A 12,915-nucleotide genomic window follows, 5' to 3' on the forward strand; every position below is an offset into this window, starting at 1 on the left:
AAAAAGGCGTTAAGGACATCGAGATGAAGGCCAACATCCATCCTGATTACCAGGAAATCACCGTTACCTGTAGCTGCGGCAACACCTTCAAGACCCGCTCCACCGTGGGCAAGGACTTGCATGTGGACCTCTGCTCCGAGTGTCACCCCTTCTATACCGGCAAGCAGCGCAATGTTTCGGCGGCGGGCCAGGTGGAGAAGTTCCGCAAGCGTTACGGCGGCCAGTAAGGCCCCATGGGCGAGGCGGAGCGCCAGGAGGACTTGCGGCGGCGGGCGCTGGCTTACCACGCCCTGCCGCAACCGGGCAAGCTGCGGGTGGAACCGAGCAAGCCCTGCGCCACGCAGGAGGACCTCTCCCTGGCCTATACGCCGGGAGTCGCGGCGCCCGTGCGCGCCATCGCCGCTGATCCCGACTGCGCCTACGACTACACGGCCAAGGGCAACCTCGTCGCCGTCGTGAGCAACGGCACCGCGGTCCTGGGCCTGGGCAACGTCGGCCCCCTGGCGGGCAAGCCGGTGATGGAAGGGAAGGCGCTGCTCTTCAAGCGCTTCGCCGACATCGACGCCTTTGACATCGAAGTGGATGTCCGCGATGCCGAGCACCTCATCGACGTGGTGACGGCCATCGCCCCCGGCTTCGGCGGGATCAACCTGGAAGACATCGCCGCGCCCGATTGCTTCCGGGTGGAGAGCGCGCTGCAGGAGCGCCTGGACATCCCCGTCTTCCACGACGATCAGCACGGCACGGCGGTCATCGTCGCCGCCGCCTTGCAAAATGCCTTGGAGATCCAGGGCAAGACCCTGGCCGGCGCCAAGGTGGCCATCGTCGGCGCCGGCGCGGCCGGGCTGGCCATCGCCCGCATGCTCCAGCGCCTGGGGGCGGGGCAGATCCTGCTCAGCGACAAGGACGGCGTCCTCCATCGCGGGCGCCGGGACCTCAGCCCCTGGCATACCCCCTTCGCCATCGCCCCGGCGGGCATGGTGCTGGCGGAGATGCTCGCCGGCGCCGACGTGGTCATCGGCGTTTCGGCGCGCGGGGCCATTCCCGCCGAGGCCCTGCCCGGCCTGGCCAGAAACCCGGTGATCTTCGCCCTGGCCAACCCCGATCCCGAGATCGACCCCGCCCTGGTGCGGCGCCTGCGTCCCGACGCCATCATCGCCACCGGACGCTCCGACCTGCCCAATCAGGTCAACAACGTCCTCGGCTTTCCCTTCCTCTTCCGCGGCGCCCTGGATTGCCGGGCGCGGCAGATCAACGAGGCGATGCTGCTGGCCGCCGTGGATGCCCTGGCCCGCCTGGCCCGGGAGCCCGTTCCCGACGAGATCCTGGCGGCCTACGGGATGGAGGAATGCCGCTTCGGTCCCCAGTACATCATCCCCAAGCCCCTGGATCCGCGCCTGCGTCATTGGGTGGCGGACGCCGTGGCGGCAGCCGGACGTGCCAGTGGCGTAGCCCGCCGTTAAGCCATGCGCCTGGCCGATCTCACGGTTGGCGATCTGCAGCGCTGGTTGGGTCTGTTCCTGGCGGCCGCCGTTCTGCTCTGGCTGGCCTGGCTCGTCCTTGCCCCCTTCCTCTCCGCCCTGGTCTGGGCAGCCATTCTGGTCTATGCCACCTGGCCCCTGCGCGCCCGCCTGACGCGCCTGCCGCCGGTGCTCATGGCGACCCTGATGACCGGGTTGCTGGGCCTGATCTTCGTCCTGCCCGTACTCTTCCTGGCCACGACCCTGGGGAGCGAACTGCGCCATACCCTGAGCGCCCTGGCCGGACTCCTGCGGGACTGGCCGTGGCAGCAGAAACTGGCCCAATGGCCGTGGCTGGCGCAGCCCGTGGATGCCTGGCTGGGGCGTTTGCGCAGCGGGCTGGCGGGGGGCCCCGACCTGGGTGCCTGGGCGCAACGTCTGGGGGGTCTGGCGGGGGGGATCGGCCGGGCGGCGGCGGTGGCCCTGCTGACCCTGGTCAGCGCCTTTTTCCTGTATCGCCATGGCGAGCTTCTGGTGGCCCATTTCCGCCTGCTGGCCGTCAGCGTCATCGGCCAGCGGGCGGATGCCTATCTGGGGGCGGTGGGGAGCACCATTCGCGCGGTGATCTATGGGATTCTGGCCACCGCCCTGGCCCAGGGAACCCTCGCCGGCATCGGCTATGCCGTGGCGGGGCTGCCCGCCCCCATCCTTCTGGCGGTGATCACGCTGCTCTTTTCCTTCATCCCCTTCGGCACCCCCATCGTCTGGGGAAGCGCCGGCATCTGGCTGCTCCTCCAGGGCCAGACCGCGGCCGGCGTCGGCCTCCTGCTCTGGGGGGCGCTGGTGGTGAGCTGGATCGACAACCTCATCCGCCCCCTGGTCATTGCCAGCGCCATCCATATTCCCTTTCTGCTGGTCCTGTTCGGGGTCCTGGGGGGCATCCTCGCCTTCGGTTTTCTGGGGATCTTCGTCGGACCCATCATCCTGGCCGTACTCCTGGCGGTCTGGGCGGAGTGGCTGAGCCACGCCCGGGCGCGGCAGGGGCCGTAGCGCAAGTTTTTGCGACGATTGACGAAGCAGATCAGGCCACGTGCCGCGGCGCCACCTCTTTGTGCACTCTCGTTTCCGTTATCGAGTCACGGGTTGCACGCGCTCGTCTCCCTCTTGTGCGGGCGTGTTCGGCACCATGCTCAGATAGTGCTCAAAGTCACTGCGCTTGCCCTTGTTCGCTTCCGACTTGAGGTAGTCGAGCGTCATCACCGAGGCCATTTTTTCGGCGGCGGCGCTCGCGATGAACTGGTTTACCGAGATGCCGTCGCGCTCGGCTAGTTCCTTGATCTTTTGATGAACGGAGTTGGGCAAACGAACGGTCAATGCGGTCATGGTCTATTCCTCAACAGTCTCAAAAAATCAGCAGGCGCGATGGCCTGCACATTCAGTTCCAGGGTGCGCCGAAAGTCCTTCACGTTGTGTGTGATGATGAACTGACTGGCAGATGCCACTGCGCACTCCAACACCATGTCATCATCGGGATCGCGCAGGAATGGCCGCCACAAAAAATACACGTCTTGCAAATGCGCCACCGACGCAAGATAGCGCAAGAACCCCAGTGCCGCGTCAGCCATCACACCTGGCGGCAAGTGTTCCGGTCTCGTCAAGACCGCCCGCCACTCTGTGTAGAGCGCCACAGTGAGCGCTATCTCGAAGTCGCGATTCGGCAGCATTGACAACAGTTGATGGCTTGCTCCATTGCGTGAGCGTGCTGCGGCCACCAAGACCGACGTATCAAGGATCACACGCAAAGTAATGATACCCATATCGTGGTTACGTTCGTATAACCACATGTTACGCCTTCGGTCGGTGTACGCAAGAGGGGTTTGGCCCTTAGCCTTAACCGACCCTTGCCATGACGCCGGTGGCTCGCTTACAATTCCAAGCATGACAGCCATGGCGCGTTTTTCTTCCGCTTTCCTTCATCCGGCCTTTGCCTGGGTGCGCCGCGACGTGCTTGCCAGCCTGTTCCTGCTGCCCCGCCCGGGGCTCTGATCTCTTCGGCCTTGACGGCCTCCGTGCAAAAATCGCGCAGTACCCCATCCACCCTAGGTAAAAAGGGAAGGGCAGGTCATGAGTAAAGCAAAGGAATCATTGATCATTTTCGACACCACCTTGCGCGATGGCGAGCAGTCGCCGGGCGCGGCCATGACGCGCGATGAGAAATTGCGCATCGCCAAGGCCCTGGAGCGCTTGCGCGTGGATGTCATCGAGGCGGGCTTCCCCGCCGCCAGCAACGGCGATTTCGCGGCCGTGCAGGCCATCGCCGCGGCGGTGAAGGACAGCCGCATCTGCGCCCTGGCCCGGGCCCGGGACGAGGACATCCGCCGCGCCGGGGACGCCATCGCCGGGGCGGCGGCGGGGCGCATCCATACCTTCATCGCCACCAGCCCGGTGCACATGCAGGCCAAATTGCGCATGTCCCCCGACGAGGTCCTGGAGCGGGCGGTGGCGGCGGTGAAGCTCGCCCGGCAGTATTGCGACGACGTGGAATTTTCGCCGGAGGATGCCGGGCGCTCGGAGGAGGATTTCCTCTGCCGGGTCATCGAGGCGGTGATCGACGCCGGGGCGCGCACCATCAATATTCCGGACACCGTGGGCTACAACCTTCCGGATCGCTTCGGGCAGCTCGTCGCCAATTTGCGCAAGCGCGTGCCCAATGCCGACCGGGCGATCTTTTCGGTGCATTGCCACAACGACCTGGGCTTGGCCGTGGCCAACTCCCTGTCGGCCGTCCTCCACGGCGCCCGCCAGGTGGAATGCACCATCAACGGCCTGGGCGAACGGGCGGGCAACGCCGCCCTGGAGGAGATCGTCATGGCGGTGCGCACCCGCGCCGATGTCTTCTCCTGCGACACCCGCATCGATGCCACCCGCATCGTGCCCACCAGCAAGCTGGTGTCCACCATCACCGGTTTCCCGATCCAGCCCAACAAGGCCATCGTCGGGGCCAACGCCTTTGCCCACGAGTCGGGCATCCATCAGGACGGTGTCCTCAAGCACCGGGAGACCTACGAGATCATGCGCGCCGAGGACGTGGGCTGGGCGGCCAACCGCATGACCCTGGGCAAGCTCTCGGGCCGGGCGGCGGTGCGGGCGCGCCTGGAGGCCCTGGGCATCCATCTGGACAAGGATGCCCTCGGCGCGGTCTTCACGCGCTTCAAGGAGTTGGCCGACCGCAAGGCGGAAATCTTCGATGAGGACTTGCAGGCCCTGGTCAATGAGGATCTCCAGGAGGAGCAGGCGGAACGCTATCGCCTGGGTTACCTGCGCGTCTGCTCGGAGATGGGCACCCATCCCGAAGCCCGGGTGGAAGTCCTGGTGGAAGGCGTGGCCAAGACCGCCGCGGCCGTGGGCGGAGGGCCGGTGGATGCCGCCTTCAAGGCCATCGAAGCGGTGGTGGCAAGCGGCGCCCAATTATTGCTTTATTCGGTCAATGCCATCACGACGGGCACCGACGCCCAGGGGGAGGTCACGGTGCGTCTGCAACGGGACGGCCGCATCGTCAATGGTCAGGGGGCGGATACGGACATCGTCCTGGCCAGCGCCAAGGCCTATCTCTCGGCCTTGAACCGTCTGCAACAACCCCAAGGGCGACGGCATCCGCAGATCTAGGATGTCATGCCCTTCCCGATCCCCTGAGGGCATTCTTCTTCGGGGGATAGGGGATCCTTTTTCGCCGAAGCGGGCTCCCGCCTTCCTCAACGCCCGGGAAGATCCGCCGCTTGCGGCCCGCTCTCCCGGGTGGCCGGCGCCGGGTTCCCCGTCGCCGCCAATTGCTCCAGCCCCCACTTGTGCATGGCCATGAGGACGGGCCAAAGGCTCTTCCCCAGGGGGGTAAGGGAATATTCGACCTTGGGTGGCACCTCGGCATATACCAGCCGGTTCACGATGCCGTGCCTCTCCATCTCCCGTAATTGCTGGGCGAGCATCTTCTGGGTGATGCCGTGAACGGCTCTGTGGATTTCCGAGAATCTCCGGGTTCCTGTAAATAGATCCTGAAGAATCAGCACCTTCCACCTTCCGCCGATGACGCGGAGGGTGACATCCACCGCGCAGGGCTCCTCTTCCGCCATCTCTCTTCCCTCCGTGAGCAAGGTTGGGAATCCCCCTTTCATTTGCATGATGGTCATTGAAGGCAAGCAATCGGGTGAGTTCCCCGAAGCCATCTCGATCATACTTACCAAAAAGGTACTTACTATTTAGTGTGAATGTATATAACAAGAAAGTGCATACTTCACAAGACCAACCGTATGGGGTACTAATATCCCGTCGAAGCGTCAGCCGCGCTGGTCTGAAGCCATGCGCGACAACCCCGGTGCTTTTGCTGCCAACCGCTCGGTCAGGAGGTGGATTGCCATGAAATTGTATTACAGCCCCGGTGCATGTTCCCTTTCTCCCCATATCATCCTCAACGAAGGCGGATTCAGCTTCGACAAGGAAAGGGTGGACCTCGCCAGCAAAAAAACGGAAACCGGTGCCGACTATGCCGCCATCAACCCCGATGGCTACGTGCCCGCCCTGCTGCTTGACGACGGGCAGGTGCTCACCGAGGGGCCGGCCATTATTCAGTACCTTGCCGACCGCGTGCCCGAAAAGAAGCTCGCCCCGCCCCTGGGCTCGCTGGAGCGCTATCGGCTCATGCAGTGGCTCAATTTCATCTCTACGGAGCTGCACAAGGGTTTTTCTCCCTTGTTCAATCCGCAGGCGCCCGAGGTATGGAAGGCGGTGGCCGCCGCCCAACTCGGGCGGCGCCTGAGCACGGTCAGCCGGCAACTGGAGGGCAAGGATTGGTTGCTGGGCGAGGATTTCACGGTGGCCGACGCCTATCTCTTCACGGTATTGGGCTGGGGCCGGCATGTGGGCATTGACCTGGAGCAATGGCCGGTACTCGAGGCGTATCAGGGGCGGGTATTCATGCGGCCGGCGGTGCAATCGGCCCTGAAGGCGGAAGGGCTTCTCCAGGATTCCTGAGTTTGGATGGTATCCGTATGCTTTTCCCAACGCCCGGAGGAAAGAACATGAGCTCATCCCTTGAGGACATGAAAGGCGCGCCAAATCAGGCCGGGGGAGGGCAAGGGGCCCGGCGCCACCCCATTCAGGTGCGGCTGACGGCCGATGCGGAGCGCGCCTTGGCGCTGCATCCCACCCCCCTGCTCGTGGAACTGGAGTTGCTTTTTAGCTGCCTGATTCGCAAGCGCGTGCGCTTTCCCGCCACCCCCCATGCCGACGCCATTCCGGTGCCCGGAACGGATCCGCGCCTGACCTTGTATTTCCATCCGGTATGCACCAAGGTCTGCGCCATCGGCGATGCCGAGGTTCCGGATCTGCTGACCTTCCCCATCCGCCGCGTGACGCCGTTCATTCCCCGCGCCGTGACTTTGGATTATCGGAAGGGCGCATGGGTAGGGGATTTTTATTATCCCCGGGAATTACGGTGATGGTGTTCCTGCGGATGATTCCTCGCGGGCCGGCATGATTGCGTATTCCAGTCTGCAAGGGGAAATCCGCCGCGGACTGGAAGATTGTGGCGATGATGATACCGGAGGAGCGAACCTTAACTGGTAAGAGTGGCGGCATTGACCGGGATCCGCACATGATGCCGCTTGCGGCGGGTGCGATGATGGAATGAATGGATGTTGCCAATTTTTTTGCTCAATATGGCGAGGAGCGACCTTTCATGAGCGGCGAAGCAAGCAAAGCGCAAACATTATGCAGCATGTGCGTATATTTCCCGCCGAATCTCCCCGAGGGGAAATACCCTCGGGAGGATTGGCTGGAGTTGCAAAAGAAATCCTGTTCCTTTGATTATATTCCGGGCGACACCGACTGTCTGTCCAGCAGGAAAACAAGCTGCAGCCTGGTGGACCTGGGGAGTCCGGGCAGCGACGGAGCAAATGGATAGGCCGTGACGCCAGGACCAGGCGGCGCGGCCGACCTTTCCGGCCGGGCTGGCGCAGATCCGAATTCCGCCAGGACATCTCCTCCCCCAATAAAAACGCATTGACCGCACTAACTGACGGCCCATGCCGCCGTGGCCGCATTGGAGGAGCGCCTCATCCTGAACTTCAAGATGGGCGCATGGATGTCATGGCGCTTTCTTATTTCAGGGCCTCCCTAAAGCGCATGTCGGTCTTGCCCTCCTGCATGAATTTATAGAGCAGCCCCGCAACCAATCCCCCCAAAGGAGTCGCGATGAGATACACCCAGATGTGCGGGTAATAGTTGCCAGCAACTGCCGGGCCTAACGTGCGGGCGGGGTTGACGCTGGCGCCGGTCAGGGGACCCATGAAGGTTACGATCATGACCAGCGTAAAACCGATGGCCAATGGCGCCGCGTTACCGGCACGGTCGCTCATCGCCGTATATAATGCCGTGGAGGTGAGGAAGAAGGTGCCGACCGCCTCCAGCATGAAGCCTCCGGGAATGGATACGGCATCCGTATTGATGGTGGTTGCGCCCAAATGTCCCATGGTTCCATGAAAAACCGCGAGCAGCGCAAAGCCGCCGGCTATTCCACCTGAAAACTGCGAAACCATATATAAAATAGCGTCTTGCCAGTTGATCTTTCCGGCGATGGCTCCGCCGAGGGTAACTGCCGGGTTCACTATGCCGCCACTGATGTCACCGAATACATAAGCAGCAATCATGATGGCCAGCCCATTGGCGAGGGCCACGTCGATGAGCGGTTTGCCCATCGCCGCGGCGCCGCCGCCGAAAAAAATGAGTCCAAATGTACCGATGAACTCTGCCGTCATTTTCCGCGTCATTGGCTGCATGCCGATTTCTCCATATGGATGTGGGACTGGTCAATGGAAAGGAAACCCGGCGGTAGTTTACCGGCGGGTATCCTTCCATGGCTTAGCCCATCTCAATGGGATTGATTCGCATCCATATTTAAGTTGAGGATAAACTCATATATATTAGCAGAATCGAATACCCATAGAGATGGATAAAGTCTATGACTGGTATAATCCGCTTTGGTTCCCGCTGCGCTAAAAAGAAGGGAAGGGATGATCCCAGGGAAAGGGGAAACGTCCGCAACGGGAAATAACAGCGTGCAAATATCCGCTTGCCGATTACATTGCGGCCAATGTGCGGAGACCGTTCTGTTTTTCCCATAGATCCTGGCTCTGGATCTTGTGGTCAAGGCATTGCTTCTCCGGATCAAGCGTTTTTCTGGTTAGCGTCAGAGCTCGGGCGGACTGGTTGCATGGTGCGGGATCTTGGGATGGCGGTTATCCATAGTGGACCCATTAGGGTAAGATGAGCAAAGCGTTGCATGCTGACCAAGGGATAAAAATAGACTATATCCACTATCGGGCAAGGTGCCCGGATGTGGGTGAGGCTCTGTGGAATGGCGTTTGCACCATGGCGGCCTTGATCGGGCGCGATGGGATGCGGGAGCGAGGGGGAGGGCAATGGAAAAGGTTTCCGAATTGGGTTTCTGGCAGCGGATGGCGGCGGAGCGGGGCTTGATCATCCTCTTTTTCAGCTCGGCGGGCTGTCATTCCTGCCGCATCTGGCGGGGGTTGCTGCGGGAGTATGAGATGACCCGCGAGGATTTGCGCGTCTGGGAAGTGGATGCCGGTATCGACATGGGCCTGACCCAGGAATTTGAGGTTTATCACCTGCCGGCGCTCTTTCTCTTCAAGGATGGCCGCTACCTGCGCCCCTTGCAGGTGGAGGCGCGGCCCCAGGCACTGCATCGGCTGGTGGAGTCGGTAAAGGATCTGCCGGGCGAGGAGCAGCCGTGAGCGTTTTCGACGCCCAGGGCTGGCATGGGGCGGCCCGGCGGGCGCCATCGCCGTTTTTTGACCAACGCCCGCCCGTTGCCGTGGATCTGCTGGTCGTTCATGCCATCAGTCTGCCACCGGACAGCTTCGGCAGCGGGGACGTGCAGCGCTTTTTCATGGGCGAGCTGGATTTTGACCGCCACCCCTATTATGACGGAATCCGCCATCTGCGCGTCTCGGCCCATTTCTTCATTCCCCGGGACGGGGCATTATGGCAGCATGTCAGCGTTTTTCAGCGCGCCTGGCACGCCGGACAATCCCAGTGGGAGGGACGCCCGGCCTGCAACGATTATAGTATCGGGGTAGAGCTGGAAGGGACGGCGACGCAGCCCTTTGCGCCGGAACAATACCGGACCCTGGGGCAGTTGGGGCGGGATTTGCAAAGCGCCTTTCCGGCCCTGTCGCGGGAGCGCGTGGTGGGGCACGCGGATATCGCCCCCGGGCGGAAATGGGATCCAGGCCCCTGTTTTTCCTGGCAAACCCTTTGGGAGGAGTGGGCGGATGGCCGATGAACCGGTAGCGCAGCAGGTACCCCGGCGCAACTGGCGCAAGGGCTGGTTATGGCCCTTCGTCGCCTTCCTGGCCATGCTCCTGTTTACCTTGCTATGGTTGGGGGTCTTCCGCCAGGCGACGGTGGAGCGGGCGCCCATGGGGCCCTATCTCTATGTTTATGAACCATTCGCTGGCAGTTATCCGGATATGGTGAAGGCCCGGGAGGCACTGAAAAAGCGCTTGCTGTCAGCGGGGTTGAAGCCGGCTTCGGCCATGACCCTCATGGAGCGGGAGCAGGGAGGACAATCGGCGGCGGTGAAGGCGCGGGTGGGCTATCTGGTGAACCCCGGCAGCCCGCTGCCGGCGGGGCTGCAGCGGGGGGTGTGGCCGCGGCAGATGGTGGTGAGCGTCAAGGTGGATGCCTACAGCGCGGTGGCCTCCCTCAAGGCATACTCCGCCCTGAAGGCGTGGCTGAAGGCGCGGGGGTTGCCGGCGCGCTACCCCTTGCTGGAGATCATCGGCCCCGGGGATCGTTACCGCTTGCTGATGCCGGTGGCGGCCTCGGGGGATACCGCGCCGGACGCTTCGTCCCGGCCGTAAAACTTGACGCCGCGGACGATCTTGGGCCGGCCCTGGGCGATGCGGTGGCGGTTGGAATCGCGCAGGGAATAGACGCAGCCGCAATATTCCTGCTGGTAGAAGCTTTCTTCCTTGGCAATCTCGATCATGCGCTGGCTGCCGCCGCCCTTGCGCCAGTTGTAGGTCCAGTACTGCAGGCCCTCGTGGCGGGCGGCGGCGCGTTCGCCGCAGGCGTTGATCTGGGCCATGTCCTTCCAGCGGGAGATGCCCAGGGTGCTGGTAAAGACCGTGAAGCCGTGTTCTCTGGCATAGAGGGCGGAGCGCTCGAAACGCATGTCGAAGCAGGCGGTGCAGCGCGCGCCCCGTTCCGGCTCCCATTCCAGGCCCTTGACCCGTTCAAACCAGCGGTCCTTGTCGTAATCCAGGTCCACGAAGGGTACGCCGAGCTTTTCCGCATAACGGATATTCTCTTCCTTGCGCAGTTCGTATTCCGCCGTGGGGTGGATGTTGGGATTGTAGAAAAGGACGGTGAAGTCGATACTGGCAGCACGGATGTCGTCCATGATGGGTCCGGCGCAGGGGGCGCAGCAGGAATGCAGGAGGATCTCCTTGCTGCCGTCCGGGGTGTGCAGGGGGGCTGGGGCTTTGCTCATGATCCTTCCTTTTCCGGAAATATTCGCCAGTCGAGCCGGAAGGCGGCGCGCCCGGCGGCTCCTGAGCCACGTTGCGCTGCTGCGACTTGACCAGTCTTGGTTGTCATTCTACCGTTTTTCGCAGGACCTGGAAGCAAGGGAGATAGCCATGGACCAAGATCTTCAACACGCGCATTGCGTACCCTGCGAAGGCGGGGTCGCGCCCCTGGACGCGGAACGGGTGGGGCTTCTATTACGCTCGCTACCCCAATGGGAAGCGGCGGGGGAGGCGATCCGCCGGGAATTCCGCTTCAAAAACTTTTACGAAACCATGGCCTTCGTGAATGCCGTGGCATGGATTTCGCACCGGGAGGACCATCACCCGGACCTGGAGCTGGGTTACAACCGCTGTCTGGTGCGGTACAGCACCCACGCCATTGGCGGCCTTTCGGAAAATGATTTCATCTGCGCCGCCCGGGTGGATGCGCTGCTGACATGATGGGGGCGGGAAGGCGCGTCCGTGAGACGCTCATCGCCGCGCTCGTGGCGGTGATCCTGGGGGGTGCGCTCTGGTTGTGGCTGCAGCCGGCGGGGCAGCGACTCTTGCAGATTGCCATGCCGCCCGTCACCCTGCCGTCGCTGCAGGGCCAGCCCGTTTCCCTGGAGGGGTTTCGGGGCAGGGTGCTGCTGGTCAATTTCTGGTCGACGAGCTGCCCTGGCTGCATCGCCGAGATCCCGGACCTGGTGGCCTTGCAGCAGCACTTTGCCGGGGCCCCCTTTACCGTGATCGGCATCTCCATGGCGGGCGATGAGGAAACGCAGGTGGCGGCGCTGGCCGCGCGCTTGGGTATGGATTATCCGCTGCTGATGGATCCGCAGGGAAAGGCGGCGCAGGCCTTTGGCTCGGTGAATCTGACGCCCACTTCCTTCCTGGTGGATGCCCATGGCCATATCGTGGAGCGGCAGGTGGGCGCCTTTCCGCTCAAACAATGGGAGCAGCGCATTGGGACGCTGCTCCCGGTACCGCAACGGCCGATGGAGAAGGATTCTCCGGGCGATGCTGCCTAACTGGCGCTGCGCAGGAGCGGACGCATGCCGCCGCGTACCTGACGCTGGATAAAAGCGGCCCGGCCGGATTCGCGCTTGTCGATCTCGGCGGCGCATTGGGAGTCCACCATGGCGGCGGTGCTGAGGAGCAGTTCCAGTTCGCAGAGATCGACTTTGGGCTGGGTGAGCGCCTCGGGGGCGACATTCATTTGATCGCCCACCTGCCAGAACATGCGCGCATTCCACATCTTCATACGCACCTTTGGGTCTTGAAAGAGCTTGACGCAACGTTCGTTTACGGCCTTGGGATCCACTTCCATCCTCCTTCTCATCGCTGGTTGGACATGCCGACCCGGTTCGGGCCGCAGAATTCTTCTAAGGATACGCGAAAATGGGGTAAAAAAGCGATGGCTTACAGGGGTTTTGAGGATTCATTTATTCCATGGCCGGATAGATTTTGATCGTGCGTGAACCTCGCTATGGCGGTTGGCAAAGGCGTTTCTTGCTCCGGCGGTCCTTGCCTGTCGTTCTAGGGCTCATCCCGCTGGCGGTTGAAAACTCGCCCTCTGGGCTCAAACAGTTCGCCTGCCGGGCGCGGGCCGAGGTCGCGGCAAAACGCCTTTGCCAACCGCCATAGCCACGAAAGAAACCCCGCGTAAGCGGGGTTGGGGACTGGGTGAAGGCTCCGGGAGTCGTCAGGAGCCCGTTTTCATGTTGATGTTCTGGTTGATGGCCAGTTCAGGGTTGTAGAGGTATTCGATGTTGCCCTGTTCCACCTGCTTGAGGTAGTTCTGGAAGTCGGCCTTGGCCTTGTCCCAACTGATGCCCATCTTCTCCACCAGGTCTTCGCAGGGGGAG

General features: G+C 62.5%; 18 protein-coding genes and 1 pseudogene. 12 read left to right on the plus strand and 7 right to left on the minus strand.

Annotated elements, in window-relative coordinates:
* Positions 1 to 23 precede the first annotated feature (23 nt).
* From rpmE to ACP5MM_RS02295, 3 genes are read left to right on the plus strand one after another with little or no spacing between them, the layout of a single operon-like run.
* Positions 24 to 227 (plus strand): 50S ribosomal protein L31, encoded by a 204-nt coding sequence (gene rpmE / locus ACP5MM_RS02285; protein WP_427932843.1) that lies wholly within the window; start codon positions 24 to 26, stop codon positions 225 to 227.
* A gap of 6 nt (positions 228 to 233) precedes the next feature.
* Positions 234 to 1,463 (plus strand): malic enzyme-like NAD(P)-binding protein, encoded by a 1,230-nt coding sequence (locus tag ACP5MM_RS02290; protein WP_427934044.1) that lies wholly within the window; start codon positions 234 to 236, stop codon positions 1,461 to 1,463.
* Positions 1,464 to 1,466: 3 nt separating this feature from the next.
* On the plus strand, positions 1,467 to 2,510 hold the full coding sequence (locus ACP5MM_RS02295; protein WP_427934045.1) for an AI-2E family transporter: 1,044 nt from the start codon (positions 1,467 to 1,469) through the stop codon (positions 2,508 to 2,510).
* A 78-nt stretch (positions 2,511 to 2,588) separates the two neighbouring features.
* Here ACP5MM_RS02295 and ACP5MM_RS02300 read toward each other — a convergent pair whose 3' ends face one another.
* Both ACP5MM_RS02300 and ACP5MM_RS02305 read right to left on the minus strand, forming a co-directional pair.
* Positions 2,589 to 2,843, minus strand: coding sequence for a YlcI/YnfO family protein (locus ACP5MM_RS02300; RefSeq protein ID WP_427932838.1), 255 nt, complete (start codon positions 2,841 to 2,843; stop codon positions 2,589 to 2,591).
* On the minus strand, positions 2,840 to 3,304 hold the full coding sequence (locus ACP5MM_RS02305) for a putative toxin-antitoxin system toxin component, PIN family (protein ID WP_427934046.1): 465 nt from the start codon (positions 3,302 to 3,304) through the stop codon (positions 2,840 to 2,842). The genes ACP5MM_RS02300 and ACP5MM_RS02305 overlap by 4 nt, the downstream gene beginning before the upstream one ends.
* Positions 3,305 to 3,584: 280 nt before the next feature.
* Here ACP5MM_RS02305 and ACP5MM_RS02310 point away from each other — a divergent pair, with 280 nt between their 5' ends.
* Positions 3,585 to 5,126, plus strand: coding sequence for a 2-isopropylmalate synthase (locus tag ACP5MM_RS02310; RefSeq protein ID WP_427932834.1), 1,542 nt, complete (start codon positions 3,585 to 3,587; stop codon positions 5,124 to 5,126).
* Between the two features lie 86 nt (positions 5,127 to 5,212).
* Here the strand turns inward: ACP5MM_RS02310 and ACP5MM_RS02315 are convergent, their stop codons facing one another.
* Positions 5,213 to 5,587 carry a winged helix-turn-helix transcriptional regulator gene (locus tag ACP5MM_RS02315; RefSeq protein WP_427934047.1) on the minus strand — a complete coding sequence of 125 codons (375 nt, stop codon included), beginning with the start codon at positions 5,585 to 5,587 and terminating at the stop codon, positions 5,213 to 5,215.
* A 283-nt stretch (positions 5,588 to 5,870) separates the two neighbouring features.
* Between ACP5MM_RS02315 and gstA the strand changes: the two genes are divergently transcribed.
* The 3 genes from gstA (at position 5,871) to ACP5MM_RS02330 (ending at position 7,416) form a co-directional block, all read left to right on the plus strand.
* Entirely contained in the window at positions 5,871 to 6,485 is a 615-nt protein-coding gene (gstA, locus tag ACP5MM_RS02320; protein ID WP_427934048.1) for a glutathione transferase GstA, read from the plus strand.
* Between the two features lie 47 nt (positions 6,486 to 6,532).
* Positions 6,533 to 6,952 (plus strand): hypothetical protein, encoded by a 420-nt coding sequence (locus ACP5MM_RS02325; RefSeq protein ID WP_427934049.1) that lies wholly within the window; start codon positions 6,533 to 6,535, stop codon positions 6,950 to 6,952.
* 191 nt (positions 6,953 to 7,143) lie between these two features.
* The gene (locus tag ACP5MM_RS02330; protein ID WP_427934050.1) at positions 7,144 to 7,416 is read left to right on the plus strand and encodes a hypothetical protein; all 273 of its coding nucleotides are present in this window, start codon (positions 7,144 to 7,146) and stop codon (positions 7,414 to 7,416) included.
* A 196-nt stretch (positions 7,417 to 7,612) separates the two neighbouring features.
* Here the strand turns inward: ACP5MM_RS02330 and ACP5MM_RS02335 are convergent, their stop codons facing one another.
* Complete coding sequence (locus ACP5MM_RS02335; RefSeq protein WP_427932825.1) at positions 7,613 to 8,290, minus strand: MIP/aquaporin family protein; 678 nt, start codon at positions 8,288 to 8,290, stop codon at positions 7,613 to 7,615.
* Positions 8,291 to 8,932: 642 nt separating this feature from the next.
* On the opposite strand from ACP5MM_RS02335, the gene ACP5MM_RS02340 reads away from it, so the two are divergent.
* The 3 genes from ACP5MM_RS02340 to ACP5MM_RS02350 are packed head-to-tail and all read left to right on the plus strand — an operon-like array spanning position 8,933 to position 10,399.
* Complete coding sequence (locus ACP5MM_RS02340; protein WP_427932823.1) at positions 8,933 to 9,268, plus strand: thioredoxin domain-containing protein; 336 nt, start codon at positions 8,933 to 8,935, stop codon at positions 9,266 to 9,268.
* The gene (gene ampD / locus ACP5MM_RS02345; RefSeq protein ID WP_427932821.1) at positions 9,265 to 9,819 is read left to right on the plus strand and encodes a 1,6-anhydro-N-acetylmuramyl-L-alanine amidase AmpD; all 555 of its coding nucleotides are present in this window, start codon (positions 9,265 to 9,267) and stop codon (positions 9,817 to 9,819) included. The genes ACP5MM_RS02340 and ampD overlap by 4 nt, the downstream gene beginning before the upstream one ends.
* Positions 9,809 to 10,399, plus strand: a complete 591-nt coding sequence (locus ACP5MM_RS02350; RefSeq protein ID WP_427932819.1) for a hypothetical protein — start codon at positions 9,809 to 9,811, stop codon at positions 10,397 to 10,399. Before ampD ends, ACP5MM_RS02350 begins: the two co-directional genes overlap by 11 nt.
* On the opposite strand, the gene ACP5MM_RS02355 is transcribed toward ACP5MM_RS02350, so the two are convergent.
* Positions 10,333 to 11,031, minus strand: a complete 699-nt coding sequence (locus ACP5MM_RS02355) for an epoxyqueuosine reductase QueH (RefSeq protein WP_427932817.1) — start codon at positions 11,029 to 11,031, stop codon at positions 10,333 to 10,335. The genes ACP5MM_RS02350 and ACP5MM_RS02355 overlap by 67 nt on opposite strands.
* Before the next feature lie 148 nt (positions 11,032 to 11,179).
* Here ACP5MM_RS02355 and ACP5MM_RS02360 point away from each other — a divergent pair, with 148 nt between their 5' ends.
* Together ACP5MM_RS02360 and ACP5MM_RS02365 are read left to right on the plus strand one after the other, a co-directional pair.
* Positions 11,180 to 11,509 (plus strand): 4a-hydroxytetrahydrobiopterin dehydratase, encoded by a 330-nt coding sequence (locus ACP5MM_RS02360; protein ID WP_427932815.1) that lies wholly within the window; start codon positions 11,180 to 11,182, stop codon positions 11,507 to 11,509.
* Positions 11,506 to 12,078, plus strand: coding sequence for a TlpA family protein disulfide reductase (locus ACP5MM_RS02365; RefSeq protein ID WP_427932814.1), 573 nt, complete (start codon positions 11,506 to 11,508; stop codon positions 12,076 to 12,078). The genes ACP5MM_RS02360 and ACP5MM_RS02365 overlap by 4 nt, the downstream gene beginning before the upstream one ends.
* On the opposite strand, the gene ACP5MM_RS02370 is transcribed toward ACP5MM_RS02365, so the two are convergent.
* Positions 12,075 to 12,377, minus strand: coding sequence for a hypothetical protein (locus ACP5MM_RS02370; protein ID WP_427932813.1), 303 nt, complete (start codon positions 12,375 to 12,377; stop codon positions 12,075 to 12,077). The genes ACP5MM_RS02365 and ACP5MM_RS02370 overlap by 4 nt on opposite strands.
* A gap of 375 nt (positions 12,378 to 12,752) precedes the next feature.
* Positions 12,753 to 12,915 (minus strand): annotated as a pseudogene (locus tag ACP5MM_RS02375) (heterodisulfide reductase subunit B); the annotation flags it as partial.

Origin of the sequence: Acidithiobacillus sp., assembly GCF_049965315.1 — a bacterium.
Taxonomy (GTDB): Bacteria; Pseudomonadota; Gammaproteobacteria; order Acidithiobacillales; family Acidithiobacillaceae; genus Acidithiobacillus_B.

Bases quoted from the DNA above. Each gene is read 5' to 3' on its own strand.
- rpmE (WP_427932843.1), top strand. From the start codon at position 24: ATGAAGGCCAACATCCATCCTGATTACCAGGAAATCACCGTTACCTGT.
- ACP5MM_RS02290 (WP_427934044.1), top strand. From the start codon at position 234: ATGGGCGAGGCGGAGCGCCAGGAGGACTTGCGGCGGCGGGCGCTGGCT.
- ACP5MM_RS02295 (WP_427934045.1), top strand. From the start codon at position 1,467: ATGCGCCTGGCCGATCTCACGGTTGGCGATCTGCAGCGCTGGTTGGGT.
- ACP5MM_RS02300 (WP_427932838.1), bottom strand. From the start codon at position 2,843: ATGACCGCATTGACCGTTCGTTTGCCCAACTCCGTTCATCAAAAGATC.
- ACP5MM_RS02305 (WP_427934046.1), bottom strand. From the start codon at position 3,304: ATGTGGTTATACGAACGTAACCACGATATGGGTATCATTACTTTGCGT.
- ACP5MM_RS02310 (WP_427932834.1), top strand. From the start codon at position 3,585: ATGAGTAAAGCAAAGGAATCATTGATCATTTTCGACACCACCTTGCGC.
- ACP5MM_RS02315 (WP_427934047.1), bottom strand. From the start codon at position 5,587: ATGGCGGAAGAGGAGCCCTGCGCGGTGGATGTCACCCTCCGCGTCATC.
- gstA (WP_427934048.1), top strand. From the start codon at position 5,871: ATGAAATTGTATTACAGCCCCGGTGCATGTTCCCTTTCTCCCCATATC.
- ACP5MM_RS02325 (WP_427934049.1), top strand. From the start codon at position 6,533: ATGAGCTCATCCCTTGAGGACATGAAAGGCGCGCCAAATCAGGCCGGG.
- ACP5MM_RS02330 (WP_427934050.1), top strand. From the start codon at position 7,144: ATGGATGTTGCCAATTTTTTTGCTCAATATGGCGAGGAGCGACCTTTC.
- ACP5MM_RS02335 (WP_427932825.1), bottom strand. From the start codon at position 8,290: ATGCAGCCAATGACGCGGAAAATGACGGCAGAGTTCATCGGTACATTT.
- ACP5MM_RS02340 (WP_427932823.1), top strand. From the start codon at position 8,933: ATGGAAAAGGTTTCCGAATTGGGTTTCTGGCAGCGGATGGCGGCGGAG.
- ACP5MM_RS02350 (WP_427932819.1), top strand. From the start codon at position 9,809: ATGGCCGATGAACCGGTAGCGCAGCAGGTACCCCGGCGCAACTGGCGC.
- ACP5MM_RS02355 (WP_427932817.1), bottom strand. From the start codon at position 11,031: ATGAGCAAAGCCCCAGCCCCCCTGCACACCCCGGACGGCAGCAAGGAG.
- ACP5MM_RS02360 (WP_427932815.1), top strand. From the start codon at position 11,180: ATGGACCAAGATCTTCAACACGCGCATTGCGTACCCTGCGAAGGCGGG.
- ACP5MM_RS02365 (WP_427932814.1), top strand. From the start codon at position 11,506: ATGATGGGGGCGGGAAGGCGCGTCCGTGAGACGCTCATCGCCGCGCTC.
- ACP5MM_RS02370 (WP_427932813.1), bottom strand. From the start codon at position 12,377: ATGGAAGTGGATCCCAAGGCCGTAAACGAACGTTGCGTCAAGCTCTTT.